This window comes from Agrobacterium tumefaciens (genome assembly GCF_017726655.1).
GTDB lineage: Bacteria > Pseudomonadota > Alphaproteobacteria > Rhizobiales > Rhizobiaceae > Agrobacterium > Agrobacterium tumefaciens_B.
This window is the reverse complement of record NZ_CP072309.1, coordinates 1,153,602-1,167,325: the sequence shown is the minus strand read 5'-3', so window position 1 is coordinate 1,167,325 and position 13,724 is coordinate 1,153,602. Positions and strand designations below refer to the sequence as shown.

At 57.0% G+C, this 13,724-nt stretch carries 12 protein-coding genes; 2 read left to right on the top strand and 10 right to left on the bottom strand.

Going from position 1 to position 13,724, the window contains the following annotated elements:
* Nucleotides 1–59: 59 nt before the first annotated feature.
* The 6 genes from AT6N2_RS19650 to AT6N2_RS19625 all read right to left on the bottom strand — a co-directional run bounded on the left by AT6N2_RS19650 (nt 60) and on the right by AT6N2_RS19625 (nt 8,137).
* A complete protein-coding gene (locus AT6N2_RS19650) occupies nt 60–2,369 on the bottom strand; it encodes a GAF domain-containing protein (RefSeq protein WP_209090895.1) in 2,310 nt (769 codons plus the stop codon).
* A 26-nt stretch (nt 2,370–2,395) separates the two neighbouring features.
* The gene (locus tag AT6N2_RS19645; RefSeq protein WP_063950225.1) at nt 2,396–2,821 is read right to left on the bottom strand and encodes a response regulator; all 426 of its coding nucleotides are present in this window, start codon (nt 2,819–2,821) and stop codon (nt 2,396–2,398) included.
* An 11-nt stretch (nt 2,822–2,832) separates the two neighbouring features.
* Complete coding sequence (locus AT6N2_RS19640; protein ID WP_063950224.1) at nt 2,833–3,942, bottom strand: PAS domain-containing protein; 1,110 nt, start codon at nt 3,940–3,942, stop codon at nt 2,833–2,835.
* Between the two features lie 73 nt (nt 3,943–4,015).
* Nucleotides 4,016–5,083: a lipocalin-like domain-containing protein gene (locus AT6N2_RS19635; RefSeq protein WP_209090893.1), complete on the bottom strand. Its 1,068-nt coding sequence runs from the start codon at nt 5,081–5,083 to the stop codon at nt 4,016–4,018.
* Nucleotides 5,073–7,481: an FtsX-like permease family protein gene (locus tag AT6N2_RS19630; RefSeq protein ID WP_209090891.1), complete on the bottom strand. Its 2,409-nt coding sequence runs from the start codon at nt 7,479–7,481 to the stop codon at nt 5,073–5,075. The genes AT6N2_RS19635 and AT6N2_RS19630 overlap by 11 nt, the downstream gene beginning before the upstream one ends.
* Nucleotides 7,478–8,137, bottom strand: a complete 660-nt coding sequence (locus tag AT6N2_RS19625) for an ABC transporter ATP-binding protein (RefSeq protein WP_209090890.1) — start codon at nt 8,135–8,137, stop codon at nt 7,478–7,480. Before AT6N2_RS19625 ends, AT6N2_RS19630 begins: the two co-directional genes overlap by 4 nt.
* A gap of 327 nt (nt 8,138–8,464) precedes the next feature.
* Here AT6N2_RS19625 and AT6N2_RS19620 point away from each other — a divergent pair, with 327 nt between their 5' ends.
* Entirely contained in the window at nt 8,465–9,625 is a 1,161-nt protein-coding gene (locus AT6N2_RS19620) for a glucoamylase family protein (protein ID WP_209090889.1), read from the top strand.
* A gap of 162 nt (nt 9,626–9,787) precedes the next feature.
* Here AT6N2_RS19620 and AT6N2_RS19615 read toward each other — a convergent pair whose 3' ends face one another.
* Entirely contained in the window at nt 9,788–10,087 is a 300-nt protein-coding gene (locus AT6N2_RS19615; protein WP_144576840.1) for a DUF982 domain-containing protein, read from the bottom strand.
* A gap of 71 nt (nt 10,088–10,158) precedes the next feature.
* Nucleotides 10,159–10,635: an Hsp20 family protein gene (locus AT6N2_RS19610; RefSeq protein WP_144576843.1), complete on the bottom strand. Its 477-nt coding sequence runs from the start codon at nt 10,633–10,635 to the stop codon at nt 10,159–10,161.
* A gap of 322 nt (nt 10,636–10,957) precedes the next feature.
* Here AT6N2_RS19610 and AT6N2_RS19605 point away from each other — a divergent pair, with 322 nt between their 5' ends.
* On the top strand, nt 10,958–11,818 hold the full coding sequence (locus AT6N2_RS19605) for an alpha/beta fold hydrolase (RefSeq protein WP_209090888.1): 861 nt from the start codon (nt 10,958–10,960) through the stop codon (nt 11,816–11,818).
* A gap of 122 nt (nt 11,819–11,940) precedes the next feature.
* Here AT6N2_RS19605 and AT6N2_RS19600 read toward each other — a convergent pair whose 3' ends face one another.
* Both AT6N2_RS19600 and AT6N2_RS19595 read right to left on the bottom strand, forming a co-directional pair.
* Complete coding sequence (locus tag AT6N2_RS19600) at nt 11,941–12,789, bottom strand: GGDEF domain-containing protein (RefSeq protein ID WP_209090887.1); 849 nt, start codon at nt 12,787–12,789, stop codon at nt 11,941–11,943.
* Between the two features lie 317 nt (nt 12,790–13,106).
* Entirely contained in the window at nt 13,107–13,703 is a 597-nt protein-coding gene (locus AT6N2_RS19595) for a hypothetical protein (RefSeq protein ID WP_233282557.1), read from the bottom strand.
* Between the last annotated feature and the right edge of the window lie 21 nt (nt 13,704–13,724).

Here is a 13,724-nt window from a genome sequence, read left to right as displayed (position 1 = left end):
CTTCGAGTTCACGCAAACCAAAGAGCCTCGCCTATCGCTGGCGCTATTTGTGGCAAATGCTATTGTCCCAGCTGTGAAACCAGCGCCTGCATGGTCACGCGCAGTCCGTCAGGATCGTAATTGATCTCGACGCCTCCGGTTCCCAGGAGGCCCATACGGATCAGCTTCGATCCAAACCCTTTGCCCGACGGCAGTACGACCGGGGGACCATCCTGTTCGTCCCACTCGACAACGAGCGTGCTGTCCCCACCGACGGGCTCGACCCTCCACGTCACGATGACCTTTCCAGCGTCGCTCGACCAGGCGCCATATTTCAGGGCGTTGGTGCCGAGCTCGTGCATGAGAAGCCCAAGGCTGAGCGCCGTCCGCGGACCGATCTCAAGGTCCGAACCTGAAAGACGGTAACGATCCGGAAGGGAAAGTTGCCGAAGCACGGAATCGATCACGGTCATCATGCGCGCTGATGACCAGTCGTGATTGAGAAGGACTTCATGCGCTTTCGAAAGAGCATGAAGCCGGCTGACAAAGGCTTCCACGGGCGCCCTGTCGGTGACGGGCCGAAGGGTCTGGGTCGCGATTGCCTGAACCATCGCCATCGTGTTTTTCAGCCGATGGCTTATCTCGTGGTTGAGAACCTGTTGCTCATGCTCCGCACGGATCCGCGATATTGCTTCGCGGGTCCGATCGGCAATCGTCCGCACAAAATCCCGTTCTTCTGGAGAAAATTCGTGCGGCTTTTCGTAGTGCACAAACATGACGCCGACAAAAGCGCCCCGTTCAAGGATTGGGACGTTAACAAGGACGGAAATGCCCAGCGAGTTCAAAAGCTCCGCTGACCCCGATGTCCTCGGATCGGCAGCGACGTCAGCTATGATCACTAGCTCGCCACGCTTCAAGTCTTCGATATAGGAACCGTATTCACGAAAATGATGGCGGCCGGCAACGGTGAACATCCCGGCCGCGCGCCAGTCAGGCAGCATCTCCACAGTCTCGGCGATGGGATCGACGATGCCATAACCCGCCCGCGTTGCCCCTTGCAGATTTCGAGCCATAATTTCCGCGGCGGCGAAAGCGACGTCGGCGACCGAGTCGAGTTCGCGGATCTTTTCCCCCAGTTCGAGAAAAGCGAGCTGCCTGTCCTCCGAGAGCTTTTGTGCTGTCGCGTTTCTCGCAACCTTGATGAAGCCGGAAAGATGGGAGGAGTAATGATTGGGCATCGGGCGTATGGTGCCATCGAGAAAGACCCGCGTACCATCGGCGGTGAGATGCCATCGGCGATCAAGTGCAACACCCTCGCGACCCGCCGTGTCGATCTCAAGCTGCGGAATATTCGCCGCCCGATCTTCCTGCGTAAAAATATCTTCGAACGGTCTGCCAAGCATCTGCGCTTCCGACCAACCGAAAGTCTCCTCGGCACCGCCAAACCAGCTGGTGATGCGGTGGTTCTCATCGAGCGTCAGGATGATGTAATCCTTGGCCCCTTCAACGATCAGTCGCAGTTTCGTCTCGCTGTTGCGTAACGCCTCCACCGCCTGCATGCGATCAGTAACGTCGACGAAGATGATGACGAATTTATCGTTGCCGGTCGCCTGCACGTAGCCGTCGAACCAGCGATCCAGGGAGCGGATCTTGCGTGTGAAACGCTTGCTTTGCCTGGTCTCCATCGCTTCGGCGACATCGGAAATCCATTCTTCCTCAAAGTCTGGGAAGACATCGCGCATCGTTTGGCCGGGGACATTATCTCCGGGTAAGCCGAGAAGAACACTCCAGGCCGGATTGATTGTTTCAAACCGCCAGTCGATGATCGATCCTTCGAGATCGCGGATCACGGAGCCGACGACGATGCCCTCTTCCAGCTGTCGAAACAGTGTTTCCCATCGACGCTCAGAGAGGAAGGTGGCAATCTGATTGGAAGCGACACGCCCGATCCGGCTCAGCAGTTCCAGCTCACTCTCAGTCCAGCTTCGCGGCTCTCCGTCGATTGCCGCGAGCGCGCCGATGACCAGACCATCCGGCATGGTGACCGGAACGCCCATATATGAAATCACGCCGAGATCGGCGATGGCCAAATTGTCCCTGACGAGGTGGTGGAGTGTCGCGTCGCCGATGATGAGGGGTATCTTGTCGCGCACCACGTGCTGGCAAAAAGAATGCGTCAGCGGCGTCTCTGCCGCTTCGGCCCATTTTTCCGGAAGGCCGAGATGGGCGATGAAGACTTGCCGATGCTCATCGAGAATGGAAATCAGTGCTACCGGACATTTCAGCCCGGATTTAACAACCTCGATAATCTCCTGGAATTCGGATTGGCCCTGAACATCAAGCAAACCAGAATTGCGAACGGCTTCGATGCGTTCAGATGGCGAGTTCAAGGGCAAATCCTATTTACGACGGCGTCTTACACCGACAATGCAGCGAGCAAGTTCGGCGACAACACAAGACTTGGCGGTGCGGTAACCGACTGGTGCTCGCCGTTCACGATGGTGTCGATGAATTCAAGTGCATTTTGCAACCCGTTCATCGTGTAAGGTTTTTCGATCGCGCCAAGCGCCCCCGCGAAATCCTCAGGGATGCGCTTCAGGTTTCCGGAAACGAAAACATAGGGAATTGAACGGGACGCAAGATGCCGACCGACGTCGATACCAGTTGGACCGTCAAGCAATTGAATATCCACAAAGGCGAATTGTGGCGAGGTTTTTTCGATCAATGAAAGAGCTTGCTTGCTGTCAGCGGCGACGCCCACGATCTCGTGCCCGGCCTCTTCCACTTCACTCTCAAGCTCCATAGCCAGTAAAGCCTCATCTTCAACAATCAAGATCTTCACGAGATATCCTTTCAGTCTTTTACAGAAAGCGTGACCTGGACGTCCGTCCGGCGATTATCGACGGTCCTCACCATCGTTGCACGCAACTGTTTTAGTGATGCTTCCAGCATCTTTTTGCTGAAGGCGGCTTGTTCGCTATCGACGTCAACCGGAACAACGATATCAACGACCCGAATGAGGAAGTGGCCGTTGAGCCGTTTCACTTCCAGATGCAGTTCGCCACCGCCATCTTTCAGTCCACGGCCAATCGCGTCTCCAATCAGCTCGTTGATGATCAACGCCAAAGGCGATGCCTTGGTTGCTGGAACCACGACCTCGTGGAGGTCCGTCGTGAGAGTGATGTCGCTCCGTTTCAAGGCACCGATCTTGTCCAGCATCAGGGTATTGGCGAAATCCGCCACATCGAAATGGCCCACATCCTCATCGTTCAGGAGTTTGCGCTGAACGGTGCTCAGCGCTTCGACGCGGTTCAGCACGGACATCAGTGTCCGCTCGACGACCTCATTGTCTGTCATTCGTGCCTGGAGCTTGACGATGGAGGCGATCGTCAAAAGATTGTTTTTGACGCGGTGATCGACTTCATGGACGAGCGCCGTTTTTGCGCGCAGTGCCTCGGTCAGATCGGCCGTCCTCAGCGCCACCTCTTCCTCGGCAATATGCCGGGCGCGGGCGAGCTCGGCCTCCTTGCTTTTGATGTTGGTGAAATCGAGCTGCGATGCGAAAAAGTAGATGACCGCTCCGGACACGTCGCGCACAGGGCTGACGAAAAGCGCGTTCCAGAACTCCGAGCCATCTTTGCGGTAGTTCAGGATGTCGATGGCGAGATCCCGTTCCGAAGCGATCGCGTCGCGCAGCTTGTTGACCGCCTCCGGATTTGTCTTCGGTCCCTGAAGAAGGCGGCAGTTGCGCCCAATCAGCTCCTCCATCCCATAGCCGGTCAGGTTGCAGAAGGCGCGGTTGCAGAAAATGATTGGATTGTCGGGCTGCCGAGGGTCGGTGATGAGCATCGGCATGCGGGTGGCTTTAAAAGCCGCCGCAAAAGGATCTTCTGAAGCGTGGCCTGAAACAAGACGCTCTCCGGCGTCTCTAGCGTCCTGCCGGGAGTGTGGGTCGTCTTTCATTCAGCGTCCTGAGGATTATACGCCGGGGAAATGTGTCATCTTCAATTTTGTTCCGAGCGTTTGAGAAAAAATCTCAGTAGCCGGTCATTTCCAGATAGCCACTCCCCGAGGCGGTCCCTGTGAAACTGATAGGCCCCTCCCAATAGGGCGTCGAGGTCGCCATCCAGGCCTGTTCATTAAGAGCGGTCATGTTGATGTCGAGACCGCGGCTCGGTATCTTCAGGTTCCATTCCACAGGGATGACCCTGCCGTTGACAGTTGCGGTTCGCAAGGGTGAAAGCTGCACATCTGCGGGATCCATGGCTGCGGTCGTGCCGTCCGCCGACACCCAATTGGCAGAAACATATCCTTGCCTGTCGTCCCGCAGGCGAAACGCCATAACCTTTTCACCCGTCGCAAGATGGAGGGAGAACCAGTCCCACCCCGTCTGATTTGACGCCAGCGGCTGGGACGACCACTCCCGATCGAGCCAAGCCCTGCCATTCACCTCGCGTGATCGGCCATCAAGGATGACCGTCCCGCGCACCTCGTAAAATGGCTGTGAATAATAAAAGCTTGCCTGGCCTGCCGCCGATTTGACGGAAAAGCCCTTTTCACCCTGCAAAACCAGAGGTCCTTTCGCGGTAAGCCTTAACTGATACTGGAAACCGTCGCCTTTGGCATTCAGATCAATCTTGTCGAGAGGATCGGCAAGTTCACTCGTCACCGCTTCCATCTGCCAGTTGTCGATCCAGGCGTCGAACGGCTCAGCTTCGACGCCTGCCTGTCCAACACCGCCGCGCGCCAATCTTTCAGCCACGTAATGACGGTTAGCGGTCGTTACTGCCGCATGGCCGAGCCATATTTGCGGATCGGCCCATCCGCCACGCTTACCAGGTTGAAGCGCCGACCGGAAAAGCGTCCATTGCGCACCGAGTTCTTCACCATCGGATGTGCGCAGATTAGCTGTGACGTACCACCACTCGATCCTGAAATCGGGATGCGCCCCATGGTCCTGCGGGAACACCAGCGGCACGCCTCTCCTCGGAACGCTAAAACCTTCCGCGTTCGACCCGAGACCGGCAAAACCCTGCCCGACTGCCGCGGCGGGCATCAGAACAAGAGAAGCGCAAAGAAAAGCGATGATGGGATTAGCGTTCATTGGCAAAGACCCTCAGAAGGTCGGCAGGAGCCGTTCTCGCCAGCCGCCGGATCGGAATGAGAACCGAGATGACGGCGGCGAGCAGCGCGACAACGGCCAGTCTAAGCCATTCCAGGGGGAAGAGCATCATGGGCAACCGCCAGCCGAATGCTTCGACGTTGATGATCACCAGGAGAACCCACGCCAATACTAGCCCGACGGGAATTGCCGCGAGGAAAGTGATGAACCACAAGGCAAGCGTCCGGAGAAGTTCTAGCCACGCCAGATCGCGACGACGAAGCCCGAGCGCCCAGACAGGAGCCAGCTGTGGCAACCGGAGCGACGAAAGCGTCAAAAGGCTCGAAAACATCGCAAAGCCCGCAACGGCAAGCGTCAGGACGTTGAGCGCACCCGTCACTGCAAAGGTCTGCTCGAAAATGGCCGTCGACTGCCGCTTGAGAGAAGCCTGGTCAACGATATTGCTTTCAGGCAGCCCGAATTCGTCCATCAGCCGCTGCCGGAAGGCGGACGTCTCCTCCGGGGCGATGCGGAGCCCGTAGCGCAGCTTCTCGACGTCGGGATAGTGTTCAACAAGGGCTTTGATACCGATGATGACTTGGCCGGTCGGATTGCCGTAATCCGAAAACACACCGACGACGGTGGCGCTCCAGCCGCCCGGCAGGGCGATTTTCTGTCCGAGCGATGCCTTGCCGGACCGCCAGAACTGCTCGTTGACAAGCGCTCCCTGCCCACTCGCAACCTCGTCCCAGGTCGCTTTGGTACCTTGGATCAACGGCCAATGGTCCCTATAGGTGGCGTCATCGGCGACACCAAAAATCTGCACCTTTTCTCCCGAAATTTCGCCCTGCGTACTCCAGATCGGCAGAACCGCTTTTGTATGATCAGGGAACCATTGACGCAATCGGTCCGCCTCACTCTCATCCCTTGCCGTTACATAAACTTCCGCCGCGAGCCGCTGGTCCAGCCAACCGACAAACGTTTCGCGAAAGCTCGAAACCATGGTTCCCACGCCGATATTGGCCGACAATGCCAACAGCAATGCCATCAACGCGAGCGACAGTCCCGGCAATTGCTGCCGTGTGTCGGCAAAGAACCATTTTGCCAACACATGTCGGGATGTCTGCTCACATGTTTTCAGGGCAACAGCCAGTGACGGTGGGAGGATAAGAGCTGCGCCCAGCAGGAATGCCGCCAGCGCGGAAAAGCCGGCAACGAGACCCTTGCCCCACCAGATCAGCAGGATAGAAAGCGCAAGAAGAACTACGCCTGCTATGGCCTGAAGCACAAGCCCCTTGAAGGAGGCCATTGCCCAAGCCCTGCTTTGCGCCGCTGACAGGATCGGCATCTTCCAGACACGCCAGAGATGTTGAAGGGAAGAAAGCCAGGTGCCGACCAGCGCCATGCCAAGGCCTGCCAGCCACCATTCCGGCCTGATGGAAAGCGAACCCACAACGCTCGCCCCGTAAAGGCCGCCGAGCGTCGCTGCCACGCCAGGCAGAAGTGCCGAGGCAATCACGTAACCCAGCACAACGCCGAAAGCGCCCGAAACGAGCGCAAAGAGCGTCACTTCGATAAAGAGCATGGCCGTGAGGGATGTCAGCGAGACGCCGAGCGATCTCATCGTCCTGAAGGTGCCACGCCGCTGCTCAAACGACAGGCCGGTTGCGGAATAAACGATGAAAAGACCAACAACGAAAGCAAGAAACCCAAATGCGGCAAGGTTGAGATGAAAGCTGTCGGTGAGCCGCGCGACATCCGGCCGCCCACCTGCTTCTCTAATCCTCAGCTCGGGCGCGACGGCCGCAATCGCCTGCAATTTCTGCCCTTCTCCCGCGGAAACGACAATTCGGCTAAGGCGGCCATTGCGTTCAAGGAGACGGTCCGCGGTGGCGATGTCGACAAAGGCGGCACCGTCAGGGATATTTTCTGCCGTTCTCACCGCAAGGCCTGAAGTTTCTTTCAGGCTACCGGCTGTTGCCGGCGACACGATCATGACACCGGGCGGCGTCATGAATTCGATCAGTCCAGATCGATCATTGGCGGGCAGAAGCGTACGGTCCGACGGCATCGTCAACGGATCAATTCCGATAAGCCTGATACGCGTCATCCCAAACCGGTGTTGACCCTCAATGACTGGAGAGACATCGAAACCCGCACGCCGAAGTTTTGCGTAAGTCTGCGACGCTATCATGCCCCCGTCCTTTGCCACCAACTGATCCAGCTGGTTTTGAGACAAAACGGAGGCAGCCCGGTCATAACTCGCCCGCGCCTCGGCATTGATGGCCTGCACGGCGGACCAGAGAGCTGTCGCGAGCGCCACGCCCATCACGAGCGTCATCAGCTGAACAGGTCGATAGCGCCAATGCGAAAGCAGCGCGTTGAAGGCGGATAGGTTCATTGCGAAACCTTCCCGCCGCTTAAGGTGATTCGCCGATCAAGCTTCGCGGCAAGCCGGCTGGAATGGGTGACGAGCAGAAGTGCTATATTGGCCGACTTTGTCAGCCGAAGCATGATGTCGATGACGATATCCGCGGTCGCCTCGTCCAGATTGCCGGTTGGCTCGTCGGCGAGGATCAGTGCCGGCCGTGCCGCAAGGGTTCGTGCGATTGCAACCCGTTGCTGTTGCCCGCCCGATAGCTGCTCTGGGTAGCGCCTCAGCAGCGTTGCAATTCCGAGCGCTTCGACCAGCGTCTTTTCCCACGTCGGATCATGGCGGCCCGCAAGCTTTGCATGGAAAGAAACATTGGAGCCAACATCAAGGCTCGGTATCAGATTGAACTGCTGAAAAATCAGACCGACATCATGTCGGCGAAATTGCGCCCGGCCCCTGTCGTCAAGATCGGTGATCTTGCGGCCGCTTACCATGATGGTGCCGCTGTCGGGAAGATCAAGGCCGCCAGCAAGATGGAGAAGCGTGCTTTTGCCGCTGCCGGATTCTCCTGTCAGGGCAAGGCTTTCACCGGCATCGAGCGATAGCCCGACACCATTGAGCACCGGAATTACACCTTCAGCCGTTTCATAGGTCTTTTTGACGTCGGAGATGAAGAGGATCATGCGGCTTCGGTTTCCCAACTCGTGTTCTGCTCGGTGACATGCGTACGGTCATCAACCAAGCTTACCCGGCGATGTTCCCGAAACGCGATGTGGTAGAGTGTTGGATTTTGCCAAGCGACCCCAATTCAGCCCTGCATGTCTGCACATTTGGAATCAATAGCCGAGTCGGTTAAGCCTGTGTGCGGATCTGCTTCCGATTGTGCTGCGGATCATCCGAGGTTGGAAGTGACAGACGAATTTTCTGCTCAGCTTGATGGCTTGCATCATAGCACTTTTGATTATTTCTGGTCCGGCAGCCATCGCGAAAGCGGACTTCCGAGGGATCGAATGAGTTCGGACGGAGAGCCGATTCATGAGGTTACCTCCATATCCGGTGTCGGCTTCGGATTTCTGGCGCTGATCGTCGGTGTACACCGTTCGTGGATCACGCGGCAGGAGGGGATTGACCGGGCAAATCGAATGCTTCGCTCTCTTCTTGCGATGAAACGATTTCACGGCGCCTTTCCGCATTTTGTGCAGACATCAGGAGGCAAGACCATTCCGTTTGCAAAGTTCGACGATGGCGGAGACCTCGTTGAAACAGCGCTTCTGGTCCAGGCGCTGATCTGCACACGCGAATTCTTCGGCGAGCCGACGCCAAGCGCAATCGGTCTGCGCCAGTCCGTAGCCGCCATTGTTGACACGGTGGAATGGGACTGGTTCACACAGGGCAAGCCCGGCCCGCTCTTCTGGCATTGGAGCCCCCGGTTCGGCTGGGCGAAGAACCTGCCGATCGTGGGGTGGAACGAGGCTCTGGTCTGTTATGTTCTTGCCGCGGGATCGGCGAAACATTCGATCGATCCCGCATCTTACCATATCGGCTGGGCGCGCAACGGCGACATCAAGAATGGTGCATCCTATCTGGGTGTCCGGCTGCCGCTCGGGCAGCCATTCGGAGGTCCGCTTTTCCTGTCGCATTACTCCTTCTGCACGATCGATCCGCGCGGATTGCGGGATGCCTATTGCCAGGATTATGTCGAGCAGGCGCATGCTCATAGTGTCATCAACTATCGCTATTGCAGCAATCGCTATGCGCCTGCTGACGGATGGGGGCTTTCCGCTTGCGATGGTCCCAAAGGATATATCGTCAATTCGCCGACGGAAGATCACGGCATCATTGCAACGACGGCTGCTCTCTCAAGCATGCCGTTTCTCCCGGCACGATCAAAACAGGCAGCGATGTCCTTTCTGCAATGGCGGGAAGGCAGGCTAATGGGTCGCTTCGGCCTGATGGATTCCTTTGAGCCATCGACTGGATGGGTTTCCAAAACCCATCTCGCGATCAATCAGGGCCCGGTCGTGGCGATGATGGAAAACTATCGCAGCGGCCTGATATGGGATTTGTTCATGAACGCGGCTGAGGTGAGGAGCGGCCTGACAAGGCTCAGTTTCCAGACGGAGAGGTATTTAAACGGAGCCGACATGCAGGAAACGCAGCAATCACCATAAGTCACCTCGCCTCACCTGACCCTATCAGCTGCTGACCGTGCCGGCTCGCTTGAGCTCGGCGCAACGCCGCGCATATCTCCTAATCGGAAGTAAGAAGCCAGCCCGCCGGCGCTCGAACCGCGCGCCCTGTTATAATTTCGTTGACGGGCGTCGAGGGTTGCCTCAGGCGAGGCGTGGATCCTTATCCCGGCGCGAACCAGTCGAGGCGATAAAGTTCGTCTCCGGCGCCAATAAATCATGTTTTTGCGCGAAGGCGGCAAACAGCCCTCTGGCAGTTTCCGCTTCGATCTCACCGCGCAGTGCTGCTCCGCACGCCTTGAGCGCGACCGAATGTGCGCTGTCTCTAAGCGCTGTCGGCCATTCTACGAGGTGTCGGTAAGCATCGATGACGCTGCGCACCTGGGCGGGATAGCCGAGACCAACAAGAATTGAAACAGGTTCTCTGAACATATCGGGTTTCATTGCTTCCTCCTTCCAAACCCGTGATGTCGAAGGCGCCGCGGCCACGGCGCCCTCATTGAAAGCTATAAAGCTTACGCGGCTTTTTTTGCTTCGATCTGCGCAGGAGACGATGTCGAGCCAAGCGCGGGCGCGGTCTCGATGGTTATCCTCCGCGGCTTCATTTCCTCGGGAACCTCACGGACGAGATTGACGGACAAAAGACCGTTTTTCAAATCTGCTCCGCTGACCCTGACATGATCGGCAAGCTCGAAACGATGCTCGAATGACCGGCCGGCAATGCCGCGATGCAGATAGGCCTCTGCGGCCGTCTCCTGCTTTTTGCCGGTGACTGTCAGCAGATTGGATTGAAAGGTAATGTCGAGATCGTCCTGCGCAAAGCCGGCAACCGCGATTGCAATCCGGTAGCTGTCATCGCCCGTCTTGACGATGTCGTAGGGCGGCCAGTCGCTGACCGAGCGAGCGCGCTGCGCGTTTTCGAGAAGATTGAACACCCGGTCGAAACCGACGCTGGACCGGAAAAGGGGGGAATAGTCAAAAGATGTTGCCATAGCCATATCCTCCTTGAAGCAACATGGGTACGGAGCGCCGAAAGATGGCGCTTCCAGCAGTGCCAGCCCTGTCGTGAGCGGCCGGCGCGTATCGATTTGGTTTTGGACGCCGCGAATTCAAGAGCCGCCTTTAAAAAATTTCGAGGGCGGCGGTCGATTAGAGCGTGAAGGTTCAGCAGGTGGCGTTTCTCATCCCAGAACACGCCCAAATGCGTCGTGCAGCGGAAGCCCCCCCTGGCGTTTTCCACGTCTCATACAACGGGACATCTCTCGGAACCGGCAATCACGAAGATCGTTCAGCATCTTATTCAAGGGAGTGCGCATGTTCGAAGATTTCAAGCTTGAAATGATCAGGTTGCCGGAGACAATGCTTCGTGTGCGACATGGCGGAAGTGGCCCACCTATTCTTCTGCTGCACGGACATCCCAGGACTCACACCACCTGGCACAAGGTCGCTCCTATTCTTGCGAAGAATTACACGGTAATTTGCCCAGATCTGAGGGGGTTTGGAAAGTCCGGCAAGCCGGCTGACCCCTATGATTATGAAGCGTCTTCCAAACGGGCCAAGGCCCGTGACTGTGTCGCACTCATGGAGCACCTGGGCTTCGACCGATTCTTCCTGGCAGGTCATGACAGAGGCAGCTACACCGCGTTCCGCACGGCCATGGATCACCAGGAAAGGGTGAAAAAGCTTGCCATCCTGGATGGAATTCCGATCCTGGAAGCATTGGAACGATGTGACTTTCGTTTTGCCTCACGATGGTGGCACTGGTTCTTTTTCGCGCAACATGGCAAACCCGAGCAGGCCATCCTCGCTGATCCCCTGACATGGTACGGTGGCAACGAAGCGTCCATGGGGCGCGAGAACTTTGCGGATTTCTTTTCGGCGATCCGTGATCCGTTGACGGTTCAGGGTATGCTTGGCGACTATCGGGCCGGTGTCCGGGTCGACCACCTCCACGACCGCGATGATCGGAACACCGGAAAAAAGCTGACTTGCCCGCTCCACGTGTTGTGGTCGATGCAGGACGACCTCGAAGAACTATATGGAGATATTCGGGCAATATGGCAGCCTTGGTCAACACATCCGGTCTCAGGGCAAGGAATAGACAGCGGCCACCACATGGCGGAGGAGGCACCTTCGGAACTGGCGCAGGCCCTCACTTCATTCTTCGAGGCATGAAGCCAGGGTCAAATGCTGCTAATACTGTCAACGGAGGGCCTTACCTCCCTCGCCATAGGAGAAAGAGGTCGACGTTGACACCGACTGTCCGTCGAACGGCTTTCTATCTCGGTCACCTCAAGTCATTTTGACTGGGCGCTCTTCACGAGATTTCTACCGCCATGTTTAGCCTGGTACAGCGCGGCATCCGCCCTCAGAAGGAGTTCCTGGAGCCTCTCGTTCTGTCGAGCTTCAGCGACACCGAAACTGCAGGTGATGCGCCCTTTTGCCAGCGGCTCGACAACACATTCGGCGACGGCGTTACGGAGCCGTTCAGCCACGATCAGTGCCGACGCCATGTCAGCCCTGGGCAACACGATGCAAAATTCTTCGCCGCCGATCCTTGCCGCATAATCATAGGGGCGCAAGTGATCCTTGACGGCCTCGGCAACCGCCATCAGCGCCTTGTCACCGGTCTCGTGTCCATATTCATCATTGATCCGCTTGAAGTGGTCCAGGTCGAAGAGGATGATGGAAACCGCGTCATCCGATCGGCTGGCCTGGGCCTGAATAACCGGCATGCGTTCCATCAGCGCCCTGCGGTTTCCGAGGCCCGTGAGAAAGTCCGTGCTTGCTTGATGCTTGAGCTTCCTTGTCAAGTCCTCGACCTCCAGCAGCATGGACCGCGCAATATCGGTAACGGTGCCGATTTCATCAGAGGCGGACGCTGGCAAGGTCAGGATCGTTTTGTCGTCGGGATAGCGCTTCAAAGCCGATGCAAGCCGGTTAAGTGGACTGATAAGTCGCCAGATCGCGTAAAGACACAGAACCGTTCCGACCAATGTCGCGCTGAGGACAAGACCGAAAATCGACAGGGCGCTTGGTTGGAAGCCGAGCGACAAAAAGGTAACGAGCGCAATGAGCGGCACGTGGACGCTGACGAAGCAGACAAGAAAAATCTTCGCAACGATGGACGATTTGATTTTATTCAAGCGATCCCCGAACATCAATTTGGCTATCTATCAGTTGACTCTTATTTAGGTAAATTGCGCGCACCGGCCCATTCTGCTTTTGGATGGGCAATATTTTGGAGGTGGAGATGTCGGTATACGTCATCATGAAGCGGCTGCACCTCCTTTTGCGGCATCGCTGATCGCGTTCCGCGTGCCAGGCCGCTATCATGAAAGAAAAAACTCCCTGACTGGAACGTGGGACAAAGACCGCTGGCACGGCCTGAGCAAGTCTTGGGAACCAAATCAGTCAATAGATGCAGGGTGCTATGGACGGGGCGCCTCATAGGCCACGACCGTTAAGGACATGTATCCGGCAATCCACTCAGTCCCTGTGTCATATGCTTGAACTGCGGCTTTTCGCCGTTGCCTGGAAAGTCCAGGACATAAAGACTGTCGAAATCATCGCCTGACCATTTGGGGATATCATCAGGGTCTCCGCCTTCAGCCTCCACCAACGCCCTTGCGACTTTGACCAGTTTCTTGTGCTCCCATGCGACCAAGGTCACACGGTCTGGGTGTTCGGTAGGATCCAAAGCGGTCACCAATTCTTTGACGTCGTTGTAGCCTATCGACGTTTCCACTGGCAGGCCGTTTGCAATCGCTGTTGGCTCGATTGTCGCCAGCGGTCGGACATAGGCATAGCTCTTACCATCATCTTCTTTTTGCCGGGATGGATCGGGCGCAATGATGCGGTCAGGCTTGCCGAACAATCGGGTGAGAACTGCCGGCAGAGCCAAGGACCTGTTCAAGCCACGGCAACTCAGCTGGCCCAATCCATTTGACGGCTTTTCTCCGTGCCGAATAAAGACGATAACGTGATCGTTCTTGCGGACCTGTTCCGCCGCACCGATGGCACCAGCGCCAGAGATGAAGACGCTTGCCAAAAGCAGCATCAGTAGGTTTCGCGTAGTCAT

Bases quoted from the DNA above. Each gene is read 5' to 3' on its own strand.
- AT6N2_RS19615 (WP_144576840.1), bottom strand. From the start codon at position 10,087: ATGAAACCCGATATGTTCAGAGAACCTGTTTCAATTCTTGTTGGTCTC.
- AT6N2_RS19630 (WP_209090891.1), bottom strand. From the start codon at position 7,481: ATGAACCTATCCGCCTTCAACGCGCTGCTTTCGCATTGGCGCTATCGA.
- AT6N2_RS19620 (WP_209090889.1), top strand. From the start codon at position 8,465: ATGAGTTCGGACGGAGAGCCGATTCATGAGGTTACCTCCATATCCGGT.
- AT6N2_RS19625 (WP_209090890.1), bottom strand. From the start codon at position 8,137: ATGATCCTCTTCATCTCCGACGTCAAAAAGACCTATGAAACGGCTGAA.
- AT6N2_RS19610 (WP_144576843.1), bottom strand. From the start codon at position 10,635: ATGGCAACATCTTTTGACTATTCCCCCCTTTTCCGGTCCAGCGTCGGT.
- AT6N2_RS19595 (WP_233282557.1), bottom strand. From the start codon at position 13,703: ATGCTGCTTTTGGCAAGCGTCTTCATCTCTGGCGCTGGTGCCATCGGT.
- AT6N2_RS19640 (WP_063950224.1), bottom strand. From the start codon at position 3,942: ATGAAAGACGACCCACACTCCCGGCAGGACGCTAGAGACGCCGGAGAG.
- AT6N2_RS19635 (WP_209090893.1), bottom strand. From the start codon at position 5,083: ATGAACGCTAATCCCATCATCGCTTTTCTTTGCGCTTCTCTTGTTCTG.
- AT6N2_RS19605 (WP_209090888.1), top strand. From the start codon at position 10,958: ATGTTCGAAGATTTCAAGCTTGAAATGATCAGGTTGCCGGAGACAATG.